Annotated in this window: 19 protein-coding genes and 3 pseudogenes; 12 read left to right on the forward strand and 10 right to left on the reverse strand. The window is 64.6% G+C overall.

The genetic code is table 11. The features are described from left to right. Positions 1 to 75 precede the first annotated feature (75 nt). Both lplT and DES41_RS17775 read left to right on the forward strand, forming a co-directional pair. Positions 76 to 1,356, forward strand: a complete 1,281-nt coding sequence (gene lplT / locus DES41_RS17770; RefSeq protein WP_114468960.1) for a lysophospholipid transporter LplT — start codon at positions 76 to 78, stop codon at positions 1,354 to 1,356. A gap of 10 nt (positions 1,357 to 1,366) precedes the next feature. After that, complete coding sequence (locus DES41_RS17775; RefSeq protein WP_114468961.1) at positions 1,367 to 1,852, forward strand: glutathione peroxidase; 486 nt, start codon at positions 1,367 to 1,369, stop codon at positions 1,850 to 1,852. Between the two features lie 3 nt (positions 1,853 to 1,855). Here the strand turns inward: DES41_RS17775 and glcF are convergent, their stop codons facing one another. The 5 genes from glcF to DES41_RS17800 form a co-directional block, all read right to left on the reverse strand. Then, positions 1,856 to 3,097, reverse strand: coding sequence for a glycolate oxidase subunit GlcF (gene glcF, locus DES41_RS17780; RefSeq protein ID WP_114468962.1), 1,242 nt, complete (start codon positions 3,095 to 3,097; stop codon positions 1,856 to 1,858). After that, on the reverse strand, positions 3,097 to 4,218 hold the full coding sequence (gene glcE / locus DES41_RS17785; protein WP_114469046.1) for a glycolate oxidase subunit GlcE: 1,122 nt from the start codon (positions 4,216 to 4,218) through the stop codon (positions 3,097 to 3,099). Before glcE ends, glcF begins: the two co-directional genes overlap by 1 nt. Before the next feature lie 161 nt (positions 4,219 to 4,379). Next, on the reverse strand, positions 4,380 to 5,795 hold the full coding sequence (locus DES41_RS17790; protein WP_114468963.1) for an ammonium transporter: 1,416 nt from the start codon (positions 5,793 to 5,795) through the stop codon (positions 4,380 to 4,382). Between the two features lie 32 nt (positions 5,796 to 5,827). Beyond that, the gene (glnK, locus tag DES41_RS17795; protein WP_056671108.1) at positions 5,828 to 6,166 is read right to left on the reverse strand and encodes a P-II family nitrogen regulator; all 339 of its coding nucleotides are present in this window, start codon (positions 6,164 to 6,166) and stop codon (positions 5,828 to 5,830) included. A 23-nt stretch (positions 6,167 to 6,189) separates the two neighbouring features. Continuing rightward, positions 6,190 to 6,936, reverse strand: coding sequence for a TorF family putative porin (locus tag DES41_RS17800; protein WP_114468964.1), 747 nt, complete (start codon positions 6,934 to 6,936; stop codon positions 6,190 to 6,192). 207 nt (positions 6,937 to 7,143) lie between these two features. Between DES41_RS17800 and DES41_RS17805 the strand changes: the two are divergent. Next, positions 7,144 to 7,356: pseudogene (locus DES41_RS17805) on the forward strand (magnesium chelatase domain-containing protein); the annotation flags it as partial. 156 nt (positions 7,357 to 7,512) lie between these two features. Here the strand turns inward: DES41_RS17805 and DES41_RS17810 are convergent. Then, positions 7,513 to 7,791 (reverse strand): helix-turn-helix domain-containing protein, encoded by a 279-nt coding sequence (locus DES41_RS17810; RefSeq protein ID WP_114468965.1) that lies wholly within the window; start codon positions 7,789 to 7,791, stop codon positions 7,513 to 7,515. A 169-nt stretch (positions 7,792 to 7,960) separates the two neighbouring features. On the opposite strand from DES41_RS17810, the gene DES41_RS37805 reads away from it, so the two are divergent. The 4 genes from DES41_RS37805 to DES41_RS17830 are packed head-to-tail and all read left to right on the forward strand — an operon-like array spanning position 7,961 to position 9,763. Beyond that, on the forward strand, positions 7,961 to 8,404 hold the full coding sequence (locus DES41_RS37805; RefSeq protein ID WP_147282874.1) for a hypothetical protein: 444 nt from the start codon (positions 7,961 to 7,963) through the stop codon (positions 8,402 to 8,404). A gap of 36 nt (positions 8,405 to 8,440) precedes the next feature. Further along, positions 8,441 to 9,016, forward strand: coding sequence for an HAD domain-containing protein (locus tag DES41_RS17820; RefSeq protein ID WP_114468967.1), 576 nt, complete (start codon positions 8,441 to 8,443; stop codon positions 9,014 to 9,016). A 28-nt stretch (positions 9,017 to 9,044) separates the two neighbouring features. Further along, positions 9,045 to 9,383, forward strand: a complete 339-nt coding sequence (locus tag DES41_RS17825; protein WP_114468968.1) for a hypothetical protein — start codon at positions 9,045 to 9,047, stop codon at positions 9,381 to 9,383. Further along, positions 9,380 to 9,763, forward strand: coding sequence for a hypothetical protein (locus tag DES41_RS17830; RefSeq protein WP_114468969.1), 384 nt, complete (start codon positions 9,380 to 9,382; stop codon positions 9,761 to 9,763). Before DES41_RS17825 ends, DES41_RS17830 begins: the two co-directional genes overlap by 4 nt. A gap of 26 nt (positions 9,764 to 9,789) precedes the next feature. On the opposite strand, the pseudogene DES41_RS17835 reads toward DES41_RS17830, so the two are convergent. Then, positions 9,790 to 10,356 (reverse strand): annotated as a pseudogene (locus DES41_RS17835) (pyruvate dehydrogenase (acetyl-transferring), homodimeric type); the annotation flags it as partial. Here DES41_RS17835 and DES41_RS38445 point away from each other — a divergent pair. The 3 genes from DES41_RS38445 (at position 10,238) to DES41_RS17845 (ending at position 12,071) form a co-directional block, all read left to right on the forward strand. After that, complete coding sequence (locus DES41_RS38445) at positions 10,238 to 10,549, forward strand: hypothetical protein (RefSeq protein WP_170168184.1); 312 nt, start codon at positions 10,238 to 10,240, stop codon at positions 10,547 to 10,549. The pseudogene DES41_RS17835 and the gene DES41_RS38445 overlap by 119 nt on opposite strands. Before the next feature lie 183 nt (positions 10,550 to 10,732). Further along, positions 10,733 to 11,467, forward strand: a complete 735-nt coding sequence (locus tag DES41_RS17840; protein ID WP_114468970.1) for an SDR family oxidoreductase — start codon at positions 10,733 to 10,735, stop codon at positions 11,465 to 11,467. A gap of 241 nt (positions 11,468 to 11,708) precedes the next feature. Then, positions 11,709 to 12,071 carry a cupin domain-containing protein gene (locus tag DES41_RS17845; RefSeq protein ID WP_114468971.1) on the forward strand — a complete coding sequence of 121 codons (363 nt, stop codon included), beginning with the start codon at positions 11,709 to 11,711 and terminating at the stop codon, positions 12,069 to 12,071. 82 nt (positions 12,072 to 12,153) lie between these two features. On the opposite strand, the gene DES41_RS17850 is transcribed toward DES41_RS17845, so the two are convergent. Together DES41_RS17850 and DES41_RS17855 are read right to left on the reverse strand one after the other, a co-directional pair. Beyond that, positions 12,154 to 12,930 carry an AraC family transcriptional regulator gene (locus tag DES41_RS17850; protein ID WP_170168204.1) on the reverse strand — a complete coding sequence of 259 codons (777 nt, stop codon included), beginning with the start codon at positions 12,928 to 12,930 and terminating at the stop codon, positions 12,154 to 12,156. 95 nt (positions 12,931 to 13,025) lie between these two features. Continuing rightward, positions 13,026 to 13,808, reverse strand: coding sequence for a GntR family transcriptional regulator (locus DES41_RS17855; RefSeq protein ID WP_114468973.1), 783 nt, complete (start codon positions 13,806 to 13,808; stop codon positions 13,026 to 13,028). Between the two features lie 192 nt (positions 13,809 to 14,000). Here DES41_RS17855 and DES41_RS17860 point away from each other — a divergent pair, with 192 nt between their 5' ends. Then, entirely contained in the window at positions 14,001 to 17,612 is a 3,612-nt protein-coding gene (locus DES41_RS17860) for an indolepyruvate ferredoxin oxidoreductase family protein (protein WP_425466370.1), read from the forward strand. Between the two features lie 128 nt (positions 17,613 to 17,740). Here the strand turns inward: DES41_RS17860 and DES41_RS37810 are convergent, their stop codons facing one another. Continuing rightward, complete coding sequence (locus DES41_RS37810) at positions 17,741 to 17,995, reverse strand: hypothetical protein (RefSeq protein WP_147282875.1); 255 nt, start codon at positions 17,993 to 17,995, stop codon at positions 17,741 to 17,743. Positions 17,996 to 18,078: 83 nt separating this feature from the next. Here DES41_RS37810 and DES41_RS17865 point away from each other — a divergent pair. Beyond that, positions 18,079 to 19,261, forward strand: a pseudogene (locus DES41_RS17865) (IS3 family transposase). Positions 19,262 to 19,271 lie beyond the last annotated feature (10 nt).

Consider the following 19,271-nt stretch of genomic DNA (forward strand, 5'->3'; position numbering starts at 1 on the left):
ATAACCGCCGGCCAATTGAACAGACAAGCTCTTATCACTTTGCATCAGCTCAACTGATCGCCCCCACGACATGCGATGAAGCGCGGTTTTTTCACCATCATGTCGGCCCAGTTCTTTTCGTCGCTGGCCGACAACGCGATCTTCATTGCCGCGATCGAGTTGCTGCGCGCCGGCGGTGCGCCCGACTGGCAACGCGCCGCCCTGGTGCCGATGTTCGCGCTGTTCTATGTGATCCTGGCGCCGTTCGTGGGTGCGTTCGCCGACGCCCTGCCCAAGGGCAAGGTGATGTTCGTGAGCAATGCGATCAAGGTGATCGGCTGCCTCATGATGCTGTTCGGCAGCCATCCGCTGATGGCCTACGCCATCGTGGGCCTGGGCGCGGCGGCTTACTCGCCGGCCAAGTACGGCATCCTGACCGAACTGCTGCCGCCGTCCCAACTGGTCAAGGCCAATGGCTGGATCGAGGGGCTGACCATCGGCTCCATCATCCTCGGCGTGCTGCTGGGCGGCCAACTGGTCGGCCATGCCATTTCCGACCGCCTGCTGTCGATCGACCTGCCCTTCGTGGACACCGGCATCGACACGCCGGCCGAAGGCGCCATCGCGGTGTTGGTGGTCATCTACGCCATCGCGGCCTGGATCAACACGCGCATCCCCGACACCGGCGTGCCGATGCGGCCCATGCCCAAGAACACGCTGGCGCTGCTGCCCGATTTCTGGCGCTGCAACTCGCGCTTGTGGAACGACCGGCTCGGCCAGATCTCGCTGTCCACCACCACTTTGTTCTGGGGTGTCTCCGGGAACCTGCGCTACATCGTGCTGGCCTGGGCCGCGGCCGCGCTGGGCTACAGCACGACCCAGGCCTCCTCGCTCGTGGGCGTGGTGGCCATCGGCACGGCGGTCGGCGCGGTGATCGCCTCCCTGCGCATGAAGCTGGACATGGCCACGCGTGTGATGCCGCTGGGCATCGCCATGGGCCTGCTTGTGATCGGCATGAACTTCATCGACAGCGTGTGGGTGGCCGCGCCCTTCCTGATCCTGCTGGGCGGGCTGGGTGGCTTCCTCGTCGTGCCCATGAACGCACTACTGCAGCACCGCGGCCACAACCTCATGGGTGCCGGCCGCTCGATTGCGGTGCAGAACTTCAACGAGCAGGCCTGCATCCTGGGCCTGGGCGCGTTCTACAGCCTGTCGACGGGTCTGGGCCTGTCGGCGTTCGCGGCCATCACGGCCTTCGGCGTGGTGGTGGCAGGCTTCATGTTCGTGATCCAGCGCTGGCACCAGCACAACTGCCGCGTACACACCGACGAAGTCGAGCACCTGCTCGAGATCGCCCGCAACGACCACACGCACTGAGGCACCAACCATGGCCACCGTCTACGACTTCGAAGCCCTGGACATCGCTGGCCGGCCCATCGCGCTGGCGCAGTTCAAGGGCCGGCCGCTGCTCATCGTCAACACCGCCAGCGCCTGCGGCTTCACGCCGCAGTTCGCGGGGCTCGAGCAGCTGCACAAGACCTACGGCGGCCAGGGCCTGGTGGTGCTGGGCTTTCCGTGCAACCAGTTCGGCCGGCAGGACCCGGGCAGCAACGACGAGATTGGCGCGTTCTGCCAGAAGAACTACGGCGTGAGCTTCCAGATGATGGGCAAGATCGACGTCAACGGCGACGACGCGCATCCGCTGTACCAGTGGCTCACGCGCGAGGCGCCGGGCCTGCTGGGCACCAAGGCCATCAAGTGGAACTTCACCAAGTTCCTGGTCGGCAAGGACGGCGAGGTGCGCAAGCGCTACGCGCCGACCGACAAGCCCGAGAGCCTGGGCGAGGACATCGCGGCCGCGCTCGCGGCCTGATCCTCAGCCCGGCAGGGCTTCGTCGAGCACCTCGATCCAGTGCCGCACGGGCGTGCTGCAGCCGCCCTGCAGGTGCGTGATGCAGCCGATGTTGGCCGACACGATGGTCTCGGGCGCCAGCGCCTGCAGGTGGCCGAGCTTGCGGTCGCGCAGCTGCAGCGAGATCTCGGGCTGCAGCACGGAGTAGGTGCCGGCCGAGCCGCAGCACAGGTGCGATTCGTTGGCGGCGACCTGCACATCGAAGCCCAGTGCGCCCATGTGCCGCTCGACCAAGCCGCGCAGCTGTTGGCCGTGCTGCAGCGTGCAGGGCGGATGGAAGGCGACGACGCCCGACGGCTTCCTGCCCGCGAAGCGTTTGGCCAGCCCCTCGGAGATCTGCGGCAGCAGTTCGGTGAGGTCACGCGCGAGGCTGCTCACGCGGCGCGCCTTCTCGGCATAGGCCGGGTCGTCGCGCAGCACGTGGCCGTAGTCCTTGACCATCACGCTGCAGCCCGAGGCGTTGACGACGATGGCTTCGACCGCTGCATCGCCCGCGCCCTGCACATAGGGCCACCAGGCGTCGATGTTGGCGCGCATCTGCGCCTTGGCGGCGTCCTGGTCGTTGAGGTGGAACTTGACGGCGCCGCAGCAGCCGCCCGCCGGCACGCGCACGGCTGTGATGCCGACGGCATCGAGCACGCGCGCCGTGGCGCGGTCGATGCCGGGCGCCATCGACGGCTGCACGCAGCCCTCGGGCAGCAGCACCTTGCGCGTGTGGCGCCGCTGCGGCCAGGCGCCGGGATGGCGACGCTCGGGCACCTTGGCGCGCAGCTTGCCGGGCAGCAGGCCGCGCACGGCCTGGCCCACACGCATGGCCGGCCCGAAGCCGGCGGAAGGCAGGCCTTCCTTGAGCGCCCAGCGCACGGCGCGTTCGCCGGCCGGGCGCGGGACTTTGGCGTCGACCAGCTTGCGGCCGATGTCGACCAGGTGGCCGTAGTCCACGCCCGAGGGGCAGGTGCTCTCGCAGTTGCGGCAGGTCAGGCAGCGGTCCAGGTGCAGCTGCGTGGCGCGCGTGGGCTCGGCGCCTTCGAGCACCTGCTTCATGAGGTAGATGCGGCCGCGCGGGCCGTCCAGCTCGTCGCCCAGCAGCTGGTAGGTCGGGCAGGTGGCGGTGCAGAAGCCGCAGTGCACGCACTTGCGCAGGATGGCCTCGGCCGCGATGCCGTCGGGCGTGCCCTGGTATTCGGGGGAGAGATTGGTTTGCATCAGAAGTCCGGGTACAGGCGGCCGCGGTTGAAGATGCCGGCCGGATCGAACGAGGCCTTGAGCGCGGCATGGATGCGCGCGAGCGCTGGCGGCAGCGGATCGAAGAAGGCGGTGCGTGCGCCGCTGCGTTCGCCAGCCGCGGCCAGGAACAAGGTGGCGCTGCCACCCACCGCGTGCGCGGTCTGGCGCACGGCCTGCGCCTGTGCCGGAGCTGCGGCCAGCCAGCGCTGACCCCCGTGCCATTCGACGAGGGTGTCGCCGACCAGGTCCAGCACCGGCGCCGTCTGCGGAACGGACAGGCGCCACAGGTCGCGCGCACGGCCCACATCGGACCAGGGCATGCGCAGGTCGCGCCGTGCCTGCCAGAAGCGCGCGGCTTCGTCGGGCGCCAGCGCCAAGCCGCCGAGGCGGCTGCAGGCGGCGTCGACCGCTGCCACGGCACCGCGCAGGCGCAGCGTGAGGCCCTCGCCCGCCTGCCAGCAGCTGGCGTTGAGCGGCAGCGGCTGGCCACCCCAGGCATGCAGCTGGCGCAGCGCATCGTGCTGCGCCAGGTCGAAGCGCAGCGTGGCCTCGGCCGGCGCCACGGGCAACACCTTGAGGCTCATCTCGGTGACCACGCCCAGCGTGCCCAGGGCGCCGGCCATCAGGCGCGAGACGTCGTAGCCGGCCACGTTCTTCATGACCTGGCCGCCGAAGCGCAGCAGTTCGCCGCGGCCGTTGAGCAGTTCCAGCCCCAGCACGAAGTCGCGCACGGCGCCGCTGCTGGCGCGCGCCGGCCCAGAAAGTCCCGCGGCCAGCATGCCGCCGCAGGTGGCGCGGCTGGGCTGGGCTGCGTCGCTGCCGGGCAGATGGTGCGGGGGCTCGAAGGGCAGGCACTGGCCGCGTTCGGCCAGCACGGCTTCGAGTTCCGCTAGCGCCGTGCCGGGGCGCACCGTCACGACCAGTTCGCTGGGCTCGTAACTCACGATGCCAGCCAGGCCGCGCACCTCGAGGGGCTCGCCCACGAGCGACTGGCCGTAGCCGTCCTTGCTGCCGCCGCCGACGATGCGCAGCGGCTGGCCGTGCGCGGCAGCAGCGCGCACCCGCGCGACGGTCTCCTCCAGGGGGGGCGTTGTTGTCATGCGGGCGATGGTAAGGCGCGCATCCAACGGACGCCTTGAGCTTTTTTCAGCCCGCGCATGAGCAAAAAAAAGGCCCGCAGAGCGCTTGCTCCGCGGGCCCAACCTCTTCAGGAGACCTCGCTCGTGTCAGGCGCGCCGGGTGGTCCGCCGCGCCACTCCCCTCAGCGGTTGTAGGCCGTCTCGCCGTGCGACGAGATGTCCAGGCCTTCGCGCTCTTCCTCTTCCGTGACCCGCAGACCCACCGTCATGTCGGCGATCTTGTAGGCGATGAAGGAGACCACACCGGACCACACGATGGTGAACAGCACGCTCTTGATCTGGATCCAGACCTGGGCGCCCATGGCGAAGGTGTCGGGCGTCAGGCCGCCCGTGCCACCCAGGCTCTGGGCTGCGAAGACGCCGGTCAGGATGGCACCGACGATGCCGCCCACGCCGTGCACGCCGAACACGTCGAACGAGTCGTCGGCACCCAGCATGCGCTTCAAGCCACCCACGCCCCACAGGCAGACCAGGCCGGCGATCAGGCCCAGCACGATGGAGCCCATCGGACCGACGAAGCCGGCTGCCGGCGTCACCGCGACCAGGCCGGCGACGGCACCGGAGGCAGCACCCAGCATCGAGGCCTTGCCCTTGTGCAGGCTCTCACCCAGGATCCAGGACAGCGTGGCGGCGGCGGTGGCCAGCACGGTGTTGACGAAGGCCAGGCCGGCGGCGCCGTTGGCCGCACCGGCGGAGCCGGCGTTGAAGCCGAACCAGCCCACCCACAGCAGCGAGGCACCGACCATGGTCAGCGTCAGCGAGTGCGGCGTGAAGGCTTCGCGGCCGTAGCCGATGCGCTTGCCCAGCACGTAGGCACCCACCAGGCCGGCGACACCGGCGTTGATGTGCACCACGGTGCCGCCGGCGAAGTCCAGCGCGCCGTCCTTGCCCAGCAGGCCGCCGCCCCACACGATGTGGGCCATCGGCACGTAGCTGAACGTGAACCACAGCACGGCGAACACCAGCACGCCAGCGAACTTGATGCGTTCGGCGAAGGAGCCGACGATCAGCGCCACAGTGATGGCCGCGAACGTGCCCTGGAAGGCCACGAACACGTATTCGGGAATCGTGATCAGCGCGCCGAAGGTCTCGGTGGTGACGCTCTTCAGGAAGATCTTGTCGAACCCGCCGAAGAAGTTGCCGTCGCCCGAGAACGCCAGGCTGTAGCCGTAGACGGCCCACAGGATGCTGATCAGCGAGAAGATCACGAAGACCTGCATCAGCACCGACAGCATGTTCTTGGAACGCGCCAGGCCGCCGTAGAACAGTGCCAGGCCGGGCAGCGTCATCAGGATGACCAGCAGCGTGGAGGTCAGCATCCAGGCGGTGTCGCCGGAATCGACCTTGGGCGTCGGTGCAGCGGCGGCCGGTGCAGCCTCGGCTGCGGCGGGTGCTGCAGCCGGTGCGGCTGCGGCAGGTGCCTCGGCCGCGGGTGCTGCGGCGGATGCCGGCTCAGCGGCCGGCGTCTGGGCCAGCGCCATGGATCCCCCGATCCACACGCCGACGCCGAGAAGGAAGGAAGCAAACAGTTTTTTCATTGCCGATGTTCTTTCTGAAGGGAGCACGCTGTTTACAGCGCCTCCTTGCCGGTTTCGCCGGTGCGGATGCGCACGACCTGTTCGACGTCGTAGACGAAGATCTTGCCGTCGCCGATCTTGCCGGTGCGCGCTGCGCTCTCGACCGCCTCGATCACGCGGTCGACGAGGTCGTCGGACACGGCCGCTTCGATCTTGACCTTGGGCAGGAAGTCGACCACGTACTCCGCGCCGCGGTACAGCTCGGTGTGGCCCTTCTGGCGCCCGAAGCCCTTGACTTCGGTCACGGTGATACCTTGGACACCAATGCCGGACAAGGCCTCGCGGACCTCGTCGAGCTTGAACGGTTTGATGACCGCCGTTACGAGTTTCATGGCTGGCTCCTCAGGAACAAAAATCAGAATGCGTACTTGATGCCGACCACGACCATGGTCTTGCCGGCGAACTTGTCGTTGACCGTGCGGTACAGGGCCTTGTCGGCGTTGGTGCCGATCAGCGCCGCAGAGGTGGACCAGCCGTTGCCCAGGTCCTTGCCCAGCGTCAGCGAATAGTCGGTGTAGGAGTTGTCGCTGTAGTTCTTGACCTTCTGGTAGCCGACGTGCGGCGTCAGCGACCAGCCGTTGCCCAGGTCGAACGCGGCCGACAGGTCCACGTAGTAGCTGTTCTTGCTGTCGTCGAAGCCGAACAGGTCGCTGATGGCATGCGAGTACTTCAGCGTGAACATGCTGTAGGTCACGGCGCCATACAGCTCAGTGGTGTTGGGGCTGGCTTCCAGATCGTGGCCGGGGTACTGGTAGCGCAGCGCGCCCACGTCGTAGCTGATGGCGCCCGCCGTGCCCTTGTAGCCGCCATAGAAGTCGATCTCGACCGGCGCATCGCCGCCGCCGTCCTTGACCCACTTGATCGAGGAGGCCCAAGTGCCCACGTAAAAGCCGCTGGAATGCGCGAAATCGATGCCGCCTTGCACGGCGGCCTGGTGACGCGTCTGCGTCAGGCCGCGGTAGCGGTAATCGGTCACCACACCGGCGTTGTAGCTCAGCGTGTAATCCGGGGCGGGTGCAGCAGGGGCAGCGGTCTGTGCGAATGCGGTGCCCGACAGGGCGAGGCCGGCAAGGATCAGGCTCTTGGTGAGGCTCACGGTCATGGGTCGTTCTCCGGGATGTAAAAAGGTGGCGCCTGTCCTCAATGCACGGAGCGTGCCAATCGAAGCCGGGCTTTCCCGCCCGCTGCGCAAGGGTTTGGGGCGTTGTGCAGTACACGCAAGTTCTCGTGAATGCACGGGTTTGGTGCAATCTGTGGCCATGCGCGCCATCATGGTCAGCAGAGCACCGGAATGGGGAGGATTTCAGCGATGAGCCTGTCTTTGGTGCAAAGCCGTGTGTTGATCGGCCTGCAAGCACCTGCGGTCACCGTCGAGGTGCATCTGGCCAATGGCCTGCCCAGCTTCACGCTGGTGGGTTTGGCGCACACCGAGGTCAAGGAAGCGCGCGAGCGGGTGCGCTCTGCCATTCAGAACGCAGGGCTGGCGTTTCCGCACAACAAGAGGATCCTATGTAGTCAAGCGCTTTTTGCTTTTTTAAGCAAGGTAGCGGGCGGCGGCTTTGCCACGCTGCAGGAGACCCCAGGCTCCGGATGACGGCCCGGAATCACCAATAGGAGACTAGAAAGGCCCCTGCCAGGCCGCCGGAGGCGCCCCCCGGTTGGCCCACGTACTCGTGGCCTAACCAAGCCCAGCTGCCGCTGGAGAAGCAAGCTCGGTGTCCAGGTTGGCCTGTAACTCTTCGGCTAGCTCAACAAAGCCGACGCCGAGCGCGGCGCACCAGCGTCGCAACTCAACGATGTCTAGCCGTCGTTCGCCTCTCTCGCACTTGCTCACGAAGACCTGAGTGACCGAGAGCCTCTTTGCGAGCTCGACTTGTGTAAGCCCAAGACGCTCCCGCGTGCCACGTAGCACGCGAACAAAGACAGCGTACTCACGGCTATGAAGCGACTTTGACATTCCTGAGGTCGAGCAAAACCTCGTGAGAATGCATGCCGTTTTGGTATAGTCCAAATTAGACTATTCTAATTTCGACTATCGCACCAGCACGTAGATGCAGGCACCAGATAGGTGCTGGCCCAGATAGGCCGTGCTTCAACGTTCATGCCTGCAGCGGATGGAGAAAGCTATGCAGTTGGACTGCCCCGCCTTAAACGCCGGCTCCGAAAGTGATTTCGAGCCGCCCTTCAGCGGAAGGCTTCAGCGGCCGGAAGGGCCTCTTTTGATTCCGCCAGGATCGCAGCACGCCGGTTCTTCATCCGCTCGGTCCGCGTATGAATTTGCGGTGGCAGCTGGCTACGCGATGGTCGGGACGGAGAATGCCTTTGCTGTGCTACTGGACGATCTGGATGGGCGAAAGTGGATTGCAGTGTTTGGGGACCTGCGAGTCGCGCACAGCATCAAGTTCGAGGAGCAGGCGGCAAAGGACGCTCTGGACATGGCTCAGGCTCTGAATGCCAGCTTCAGTGTCGTCGATGGCGCGGTCCACTGCGAGATAAGCGGTCGAGCGACTGAAGGCTCTTCCTACGCCGAAGCCGCGCTCATGGCAGTGGTGAGGCACCAGAAGCCTTGACTGCTCGATGTTGCCCAAGTCGAAATACCGTCACCGATGAACAAGTCATACAGGCCAATTGCGGTGTACTGTGATTTGGACGGAGTCGTCCAGCACGAGAACGTGCGGTGGAGTCGGAAGAAAGGCATCTACATGGCCGAGCCGCATCGAACGCTGTTCGAGTGGGTGCCGCACCTTGAGCGGGCGTTGGCACCCTTCCCGCAGGTGGCGCTGGTCTTGAGTTCCAGTTGGTGTGTCTGGCCTGGCTACGGCAAAACCCTGCGGAAGCTTCCGCAAGGCTTGCAGGAACGGTTTGTTGGCGGCACTTACCACCAGCGAGAGCATGGGTCCGACCCGCGCGTCAAAGAAGCCTTTCGGACAATGTCGCGCGGCGCTCAGGTTTGCGCAGACGTGCTGCGGAGAAAGCCAGTCCAGTGGCTTGCCATCGATGACGACACTGAAAACTGGCCGGAATGGGCGCGTCCACGGTTGATCGCGTGCGACGGCAACACCGGAGTGTCGAGCATCGAAGTGCAGCAAGAGCTTCAACACAAATTGCATTGGTGCGTCCATGAGATCGAGAAAGAAGCACGTTGGCGCAGCGAATTGGACGGCTGTTCCGACCGGAGCTGACTCGATGCGAACGTCGTTGAGGAAGGCATTGCGCAAGCTGCGCGAGTTCGTGACCATGAGACCGCGGCGGGAGACCCTCTCTGAGCTTGCGGTGGCGCATGCAGAGGGCGAGAGGCTGCTCGGTGTCCGAGGCTGGATGCTGCTGACCTGCGAGGGCAAGCTGATCGGCGGTCCGTACTTTGGCAGCTATGTCAGTTCGCGTCCATCGGCCGAACAAGTGGCCTATGCGCACGCTCTGTTGGAGGGCGAGACACTGAGTATTCACTTGATGCATCGACATCTCGGCGGCAAACGACATGTCTCGTCATTGCGATGGCGAGCCGAGGGCCTTGTCATGGTGTATTCGGATCGGCAGGAACTCGCATGAAGTCCTTCGCGCAGCCGCCTCTCCTTGACACCATCGAGAACCTAATCCTTCAGGGGCATCTGGTTCCGTTGCGGGATTTTCAGGCGCTGATGGGCTGGACCTCATCGCGGTCGGTCGCGAGGGCGCTGGTCGCCCAGCGAATCTTCGCCATGGACGTCGAAGGGCAACCGTACTTTCCGGCTTTCTTCGCAGACGCCATCTACAGCCGCAGGCACCTCGCGGCGGTGACGAAGCAGCTTGGTGACTTGCCGGGTGGCGCGAAGCTGCAGTTTTTTGGATCGCGCAAAGGGTCATTGAACGGCCAGACGCCGCTCGAGGCGCTGGCCGCAGGGTGGCTGGAAACGATCTTGCGACTTGCGGCGGCCTATGCCGAGTCGTGATGCAAACGGGACTTCACGCTGCGCTTGGCGGCCACTAGGTGGCTGCTGCCGTCCTGGTGCTGCAGTCCCTCGCCGCCCAGCGTGGTGCGGCCCGAGGTGGCGCCCAGCAGGAAGCCGCGCGCGCGCTGGTCGGCTGCGGCCCAGATCGCGTCGCCCACGCGCTGGAAGCCGAACATCGAGTAATAGATATAGAACGGCAGCATCGCCAGGCCGTGCACGCTGTAGCTGGTGGCTGCCGCCGTCCAGCTGGCGATGGCGCCGGCCTCGCTGATACCCTCTTCCAGGATCTGGCCGTCCAGCGCTTCGCGGTATGACAGGACCGAGCCTATGTCCTCGGGCGCGTAGCGCTGGCCCACGCTGCTGTAGATGCCGACCTGCTTGAACAGGTTGGCCATGCCGAAGGTGCGCGCCTCGTCGGCGACGATGGGCACGATGCGCGGGCCCAGGTCCTTGTCCTTAAGCAGCTGGCCCAGCATGCGCACGAAGGCCATGGTGGTGCTCATCTCCTTGCCGTCGGCGGCCAGCGCGAACTGGGCACAGCCGGCCAGCGGCGGCACGGGCGGGCTGTCGCAATCGGTGTCGCGCTTGGGCAGGCATCTTCGGGATACCAAAGACGAGTGCGATGGCATCGGTCGTGCCGCGCTGGCATCGAGCTACGAGAACGCGTTCCGAAGCATGCTTCTGATGATGACTGGCATCACCGTGGCGTCCGCGGCCATCGTCTTCCTGTTCCTGGCCAAGCCAAAGCAGAAGGCGGTTGCAATGTCGGCGACAGCCGCGGACTGACGCTGCAAGGCAGGGCCCTGGCTTTCCGCTCTCTGTCCGCGTCCTCCACACCGGACACACCAGAGACGGAGCGCTGGACCAGGCCAGCAATGCCCCAAGGCAGCCAGGGCCTTCGAAAGGCGCTTCAATGGCGCCGGCGCACCCAAGCCGCCACATCACACCTTCGTTCAACCTGGCACACCTATGACAACGACCCAGAAGATTGCTTTGGTGACCGGTGCCACCCGCGGCATTGGCCTCGAGACCTGCCGCCAGCTCGCACAGGCTGGTGCTTTGGTACTCCTCGCTGGCCGCAGCGCGTCCAGCGCAGCCGAGGCTGCTGCGCGTCTGAAGGCGGACGGCCTCACCGTCGAGCCGGTGACGCTCGATGTGACGAACGCGGCGCATGCTGAAGCTTTGGCAGCCGACATCAAGAAGCGCTTCGGCCGCCTGGACATTCTGGTCAACAACGCCGGGGTCCTGCTCGACAACCTTTCTGTCAAACCTTCGGAACAGACGCTGAAGGTCTGGAAGGACACGTTCGAGACCAACGTGTTCGCCGTGGTGGAGGTCACGCAGGCGTTCCTGCCCTTGCTCCGCTCGGCGCCGGCGGCGCGCATCGTCAACGTATCGAGCCAACTGGCCTCGTTCGGATGGCACACGGACCCCAGCTCGCCCATCTACAACTTCAAGATTCCCGCCTACAACGCCTCCAAGAGCGTGGTGAACTCGTGGACGGTGCACCTTGCTTACGAGCTGCGCGACACCCCCATCAAGGTGAACGCCATCCACCCCGGCTACGTCCAGACCGACATGAACGGCGGTCACGGCGAGATTTCGGTGCCGGAAGGGGCGAAGAGCAGCGTGGAGATGGCGCTTCTCGCGGAGGATGGTCCGTCGGGCACATTCACCCACCTCGGGAAGCCGTTGCCCTGGTAAGCCCGCCGTCGCAGCGCCCGCGCAGGCCTGCGATGTGATGAGACGCCACGATAAGTTGCGAGCCCCTGCGATAAGGGGCGAGGGCCATTGATAAGCCCCGTTGCCGGTGTTGCTGGAGCATGGAGCCGGGCAGTCGATGGAGTTGCACCTCAGGGTTCTTCGCCACGACCCGCCTGCGAGCGGGCGCAGTCTGCGTCCGTTCGCCATTCCAGCTAGCAACCCGACAATGAGCGAGACAACCATGGACAACGTCATTGAGACGCCCGCAGAAGCAGGCGTAGGCAGCAAGAAGCTCTTCGAGAACGACAAGGTCATCGTTTGGGACTTCGTACTTCCGGCCGGGCAGGAAACCCCCGTCCACATGCACAACCACTCGTACATGTGGTTTGCGGTTCAGGGTGCCCCGCTTCAAATCTATGACGAGCACGGCAACGACGTGGGACTGTTCCCCGTCCCCACCGACGGCGTCTTCGAACTCAAGGTCGAAGGCGACACCATCGAGGTCATGTCGGACATCGGCAAGGGCGTGAAGGTCCCGTCCAGGCACAAAGCCAAGAACGTGGGCAACGAGACGTACCGCGAAATTCTGGTGGAGTGGAAGTAGCCAAGCCGCTGCTGGCGTAGGCTGTGGAGGCTGCCCGGCGAGGGCCGAGCGCCTCGTCAGCGGCAGTACACCGGAGCCCGGGCTACATCAACTCGACAATTCTGCGGTACTTGCTGGGGGCGAAGCCCTGCATGCCGACGAAGAAGCGCGTGAAGTTTCCAGCGGTGTCGAAGCCAAGGTCGTATGCGATGTCCTGCAGCTTGATGTCGCGCTGAGCCACTTTGCGCAGCCCGCACTCCATCTTCAGCATGTTGATGAATAGTGCGGGCGGCATGCCTGTGGATTTTCTGAAGAGCCGGAAGAACTGCGCTCGCGACAGGCCGGATTCCACCGCCATGTCTTCCGGTGTCGCAGTGGGTTCCTCGCAGGACAGCATGCGCTCGACGATGCGCCTGATGCGCGCGTCGTAGTCCAGTTCGCCACGCTCGCCGGCAAAGTGCAGAAGGTCGCGAGGCGGTGCGAGCGTCAGAATCTCGGCGAAGATGGATGCGATGAGGTTCTCCATGTCGCGGGGACTTGGCGGCTCTCGCTGAGCCAGCGCGTCCATCACATCGTCGCGACCGCGCTCGAGTAGCGGCGTCAGCACTTGGACTGGTCTCGCGAAGAACTTTGGGTGCGCGCTGTACGCGAATCGCCGGTCCACCTGCTTCAACCAATGTGGGTTGAGGTAGAGCGCGAGGAGAACGGTCTTCTGCTCGGTCTCGCGAAAGTTGTAGAAGTGCGGCTCCCAGGCGTTAATCAACAGCGCGCTGTGAGCCGTGACGGGGTATTCCTTGCGGCCGATGCCGAAGTCGATGTCGATGTCGGCGCCGCCAATCTTGAAGACGATGTGGCATTCCCGGTGCGCGTGAAGCGCCATGGAATGGTCCAAGCGGACCAGCACGACTCTTCCAAACGTCCCGTGGATGATGCGAAGTGGGTCTGACATAGCTGCTCCTCTACGGGTCCAGTCGTTCACGCGGTGTTGGCCTCCAGGACTGCACCGCCCTGTGGGGTTGCGTCTGCCGCTCGCAGCGATGTCGACGCGTCGACCAAGAAAAATCGCGAGACCATCTCCTTGGCGATTTCAACGGCTCGCTTGAGGCTGACGTCAATGTGCTCAGTGAGAACTTGAAGCGCCTCCTCAGTCCTCCTGTGGGCGACCAAGTCGATGACGTTGATGTGAGCGTCGAAGGCCTTCAGATTCCATGCTGACAGCTGCTCGATATCGATGTGCCGTGCGACATGGATGCGGCGGGTCACCATCTCGGCGAAGGAGACCAGCTCCTTGTTCTTGGAAAGGGCCACAAGCCTTCGATGGAACTCCTCGTCCGCAAGGACGAGGTCGCCAGTTGACAGGTCCTGAGCCCGTTGCATGACGCCAACCCAGTAGGCCTTGACCGCAGCGATGTCCGCGTCCGAGGCACGCAAAACCGCCAGATGGACTGCTCGCCGCTCCAGTGCGATTCGGACCTGGTAGAGGTCAAACACCTCGTCCACGCTGATGGCCTTGCGGAAGAAACCCTTGTTCAGCACGAACTCGAAGAGGCCTTCCGACGAGAGTCGGTTCAGGGCTTCTCGCAGCGTGGCACGGGCGACGCCAAGCTCCTCGCTGAGGCCCTTCTCGTTGATGCGCGACCCCGGCTTGAAGTCGTACCGCATGGCGCGGTCACGCAGCTCGTAGTAGAGGCGCTCAACGCTGCTTTCGTCGCGAACGGTTGGCAGCTTCTTCGAGGCTCTAGGGCTGGCTATTCGCATGGTCCCACGCCTGCCTATCCGCGGTCACCGGCGGGACCGCGCGCACGCTCGTGCGGTTCGGGTGTGACCAGTCCATTGGCGCGAGCAACCGAGGGATTTCCATGAGGTCCTTAGAACGTTGGTGAGCCGGAAAGATAAGTGTCGACACTTCTGCCGGCATAGAGTTATAGAACCGCTCCGGCTGCGGTTCAAGTGCGTGGTTTCCCTGGGGTGGGGTCTCTGCCGCGAGTGGGAGTCAGGCCGGCACCGAGCGGCATTGCCGCTCAGCCGATTCGGGCACTGCGCCCTGTTTTGTGGACTTTGCAAATGAACCTTCGTACGGTGAGCCTTGACGACAAGTACACGCTGCGCAGCGGGCGTGTTTTCATCACGGGAACGCAGGCTCTGGTACGGCTGCCTTTGACGCAGCAGCTGCGCGACAGAGCTGCAGGTCTGAGCACCGCCGGATACATCACGGGCTACCGCGGGTCGCCGCTTGGCACATTCGACGAGCAAATCACCAAGGCTTCCAGCCACCTCGGCGCGCACGACGTCGTGTTCGTGCCTGGGGTGAACGAGGACCTTGCCGCGACGGCGGTGTGGGGCTCTCAGCAGGCCGAAGCCGCCGGGGAAGGCAAGTACGACGGTGTCTTTGCGATGTGGTACGGCAAGGGCCCTGGCGTCGACCGCACGGGCGATGCGTTCCGACATGGGAACTTGGCCGGCTCATCGAAGAATGGCGGCGTCCTCGTCCTGATGGGCGACGACCATACGTGCGAGTCGTCGACGACCTGCCACCAGAGCGAGTTCGCAATGGTCGACGCGATGATTCCGGTGCTCAGTCCTGCTGGCGTCCAGGAAATCCTCGACTTCGGCGTAGTGGGCTGGGCGATGTCGCGCTACAGCGGGTGCTGGGTTGGGATGAAGTGCGTCAAGGACACGGTGGAGGCGACCGCGTCGATTGAAGTCGATATCGACCGTGTGCGCATCAACCTGCCTGAGGACCTTGAGATGCCTGCGGACGGCTTGAATCTCCGGCAGCCAGACACGCCGCATGCGCAGGAGGCGCGGCTTCACCGGCACAAGCTGGAGGCTGTGAAGGCCTTCGCCAGGGTAAACGCCATCGACCGCACCGTCGTCGATGGGGAGGGCGCCAAGCTCGGCATCATCACGCACGGCAAGAGCTACCTGGATGTGCTTCAAGCATTGCATGACCTTGACCTCAGCGAGGAGCAGGCGGGCAAGCTCGGCCTGCGCATCTACAAGGTTGGCATGACTTGGCCGCTCGAGCCCACCGGTGCCGCGCTCTTCGCGAAGGGCCTGGACAAGGTCATCGTCGTCGAGGAAAAGCGCAGCCTGTTGGAGCAGCAGCTCAAAGAGCAGCTGTACGGCAAGCCAGGTGTCCCGACCATCATCGGCAAGCGCGATGAACAAGGGGGCACCCTGTTCCAGTCGGAGCTCGCCCTCGACTCCAATCAGATTGCCGTTGCCCTGGGCCAGCGGCTGCTGGAACTCCACAACGGCGGGCTTGAATCTCTCCAGCGGCGCATCGAGCAAATTCGCGCTATGCGTTCTCCCAAGGGGGTCATCGATATCCTGTCTCGCAGCTTCTACTTCTGCAGCGGATGTCCGCACAACTCGTCGACGGTCCTGCCCGAAGGCAGCAAGGGGTATGCGGGCATCGGCTGTAGCTGGATGGCGCAATCGATGGACCGTTCGACCACCGGATACACGCAGATGGGCGCTGAGGGGCTGGCGTGGGTTGGGGAGGCCCCCTTCTCGAAGCGAACGCACATGTTCCAGAACATCGGCGACGGGACGTACTTTCATTCGGGCTTGCTGGCCATTCGCGCTGCCGTCGCCGCGAAGACCAACATCACCTACAAGATTCTGTTCAACGACGCGGTCGCCATGACCGGTGGGCAGCGACACGACGGCTCCTTGGATGTGCCGACCATCGCGCGACAAGTCCGGGCGGAGGGCATCCAGCGCATTGCTGTGGTCACTGACGAACCCGAGAAGTACCCGAAGGACATCGACTGGCCAAATGGAGTGACGGTCCACCACCGTGACCACCTCGATGTGGTGCAGCGCGAGCTTCGGGAGGTTCAGGGGGTGTCGGCTCTCATCTACGACCAGACCTGCGCGGCCGAGAAGCGCCGCCGCCGCAAGCGGGGCGTGATGCCTGACCCCGCAAAGCGGGTCGTCATCAACGACCTGGTCTGCGAAGGCTGTGGCGACTGCGGGGCGAAATCCAACTGCGTGTCGGTGCAACCCCTTGAGACGGAGCTCGGTCGTAAGCGCACCATCGACCAGTCGTCCTGCAACAAGGACTTCTCGTGCGTCAAAGGCTTTTGTCCGAGCTTCGTGACAGTCGTGGGTGGCAAGCTGCGCAAGCCACAGCGCGCCGGCGACCAGAGCCGACTGTTCGTGGCGCTTCCCGAGCCAGCGCTCCCGTCTCTCGACGGTCGTGTCTACAGCATCCTGGTCGCGGGCATGGGCGGCACCGGCGTGGTCACGATTGGCGCCATCCTTGGCATGGCAGCGCATCTCCAGGGCCTGGGATGCGGCATTTTGGACATGGCGGGACTTGCCCAGAAAGGCGGCTCCGTGTGGAGCCACCTGCGCTTCGGAGCGACGCCGGGCGCCATCAAGACAATCCGCATCGCTGCGGGTGGCGCCGACTTGATTCTGGGATGCGACATGATTGTCGCGGGCAACTCAAAGACGCTGGCTGCGGCGCGCTCCGGGCGTACGCACATGCTGGTCAACACGCAGGAGACCATGCCCGGAGAGTTCTCCCGGAAGGCCGACATGCAGTACCCGCGTGGCAGCCTTCAACGCAACGTTGTAGACGCCGTCGGCGAAGACCATGCGCGCTTCATCGAAGCTGGACGCATCGCCACAGCGTTGATGGGCGACAGCATCGCGACCAACCTTTTCATGCTGGGATATGCCTACCAGCAGGGCCTGGTTCCGTTAGCGAGCGAGGCCATCGAGAAGGCCATCGAACTGAACGGGTCACAGCCGCAAATGAACCACGAGGCGTTCCTCTGGGGGCGCCGGACAGCCGTTGACCCCAAGGCCGTTGACCGGGCGCTCAGCTCGACGCAGGCCTCGCTGGTCTCGACCTTGGCACCGTCTGCAATCGCAGACCTGGACGAGGCCATTGCCTGGCGGAGAGCCTTCCTGACGGAGTATCAGGACGAGCGATACGCAAAGCGTTATCTTGCCCTTGTGGAGCGCGTGCGTGCCACCGAGCAGAGCAGCTTCCCAGGCCGAACTGAACTGACGCGGGCCGTCGCGAAGTACTACTTCAAGCTGCTGGCCATCAAGGATGAGTACGAGGTGGCCCGCCTCTACACCGAGACAGAGTTCCTCAAGAGCGTGGAGCGCAACTTCGAAGGCGAGTACAAGTTGGTCTTCAACCTCGCACCTCCCCTGCTCGCCAAGCGAGGCCGCGAGACCGGCGAGCCGCAAAAGCGAGAGTTCGGTCCATGGCTGCTTCCCGCCTTGCGGTTTCTCGCGAAACTACGCTTCCTCCGTGGGACCGCCCTCGATGTGTTCGGCTACTCGCAAGAGCGGCGGATGGAACGCAACCTGATTGAGCGCTACGAGTCCAACATCGCCCAGGCCTTGAAGGTACTGACCGCGTCGCGCGACGCAGGCCACCACGACACGGCGTTGAAACTGGCGACGCTTCCCGAGCACATCCGCGGCTACGGCCACGTTCGAGCCCGCAGCATCGAGGCGGCCAAACCGCAGGAAGGGGAGCTTCTTGAGGCGCTGAATCGTCGCGTTATCAGCTTGCAGAAGGCTGCGTAATGCGGCTCAGGGGCAAGTGGGTTTGCGGCTTGGTTAGCGCGCCACAGGAAAGCGGGTTCCGGTTACCGTTGAGCTTCCGCGACGCCGGTCTTGCGCGGCCTAGAATATAAAGTCAGTTCGTTACCTCACTAGAAAGTTTCTGCTCGACTGGTCGTCGCTTGGACGACCTTAGCTTGTTCAGTATCTTGAGAGTTCAGATGTTCGTTTCGGCCTTGTGGTGGTGCGGCATCGCCGCGCTGCGCTTCAACGCAGGACAGATTTCGTAGCCCCATCCAGCGATTGATGCCGGCAAGCATAGAGCGCGACTGCTCTAGCCAGCCTTGAAGAAATTCTCGAATCTCGGCGACGTTGCCGTCGCCGAGGTCCCGCAGTTCGTCGTCCACCACGCGTTCATCTTGAGCATTGACCCTGCCTCGATTTCACGTACAGCAAGAAGTTGATAACTTCAGAGGTACGGAGAATCGAAATGAAAGAAGGCAAGCTGCCCAAGCGGCAGTACACACAGGAATTCAAGGCTGAGGCCGTCAGACTCGCGGCGTCAGTCGGCGGACACGAGGCAGCACGTCGCCTGGGCGTGCCGGTGGCAACGTTGGGCAACTGGTCCAGGCGAGGTGTCGCAGCGAGCGGCGGCAGTGGCGCGGCTGTGCCGCCCACCGAGGCGCCTGCGCGCCGCCCCGTGAGTGAACTGGAGGCGGAGAACAGCCGCCTGCGCAGAGAACTGGCCGACGCGAAGCTGGATGTGGAAGTCCTTCGAAAAGCGACGGCGTACTTCGCCAGGGGGTCGCGATGAAGTACGCCTGGATCGACGAGCATCGCGACAATACACCGTCAGTCGGCTTTGCCGCGTGCTGCAGGTGTCTCGCAGCGGCTACTGCCAATGGCGCGTGCGCCCGCCCAGTCCCAACACGCTGGCCAACCAGGCTCTGGACGCCAAGGTGGCGGCCATCCACGATGCCAGCCGTCGAAGCTATGGCCGCCCTCGGATCGTTCACAAGCTGCGCCAGCAGGGAGAGGTCGTCAGCGCCGAGCGAGTGCGAAAGAGCCTGCGGCGCCAGGGCCTGCGCCCGGTGTACAGAAAGCCGTTCGTGACGACCACCGACTCGGCGCACCGTTTGCCGGTGGCGCCGAATCTGCTGGATCGGCGCTTTGATGGTTGGCAGAGCGACCAGGCGTGGGTGGCGGACATCACGTACGTGCCCACCTGCGAGGGCTGGCTGTACCTGGCCGCCGTGCTGGACCTGGCCAGTCGGCGCATCGTCGGCTGGTCGATGTCCGAGACCATCGACGCCACGCTGGTGTGCTCCGCTTTGAAGTCGGCATGGTGGCTGCGCAAACCTGCCAAGGGGCTGCTGGTCCACACCGACCGCGGGTCGCAGTATGCCGGCGGGCGCTACCGGGCACTGGCCGCCGAGCTGGGCATCACGATGTCCATGAGCAGGAAGGCCAATGCCTGGGACAACGCGCCGATGGAGAGCTTCTTCAAGACGCTGAAGGTCGAGCGCATCCATCAGGTACGCTACGACACGCGAGCGCAGGCCAGGCTGGACATAGTCGATTGGATCGAGGGCTGGTACAACCGCCAGCGCCTGCACTCGGCCAACGGCTTCCTGCCCCCAGTGACCTGGGAGAACGCTCGTTTGGCTGCATGACTTGGTGTAC

This window comes from Pseudorhodoferax soli (assembly GCF_003337555.1).
In the GTDB taxonomy this organism is placed as follows: domain Bacteria; phylum Pseudomonadota; class Gammaproteobacteria; order Burkholderiales; family Burkholderiaceae_C; genus Pseudorhodoferax; species Pseudorhodoferax soli.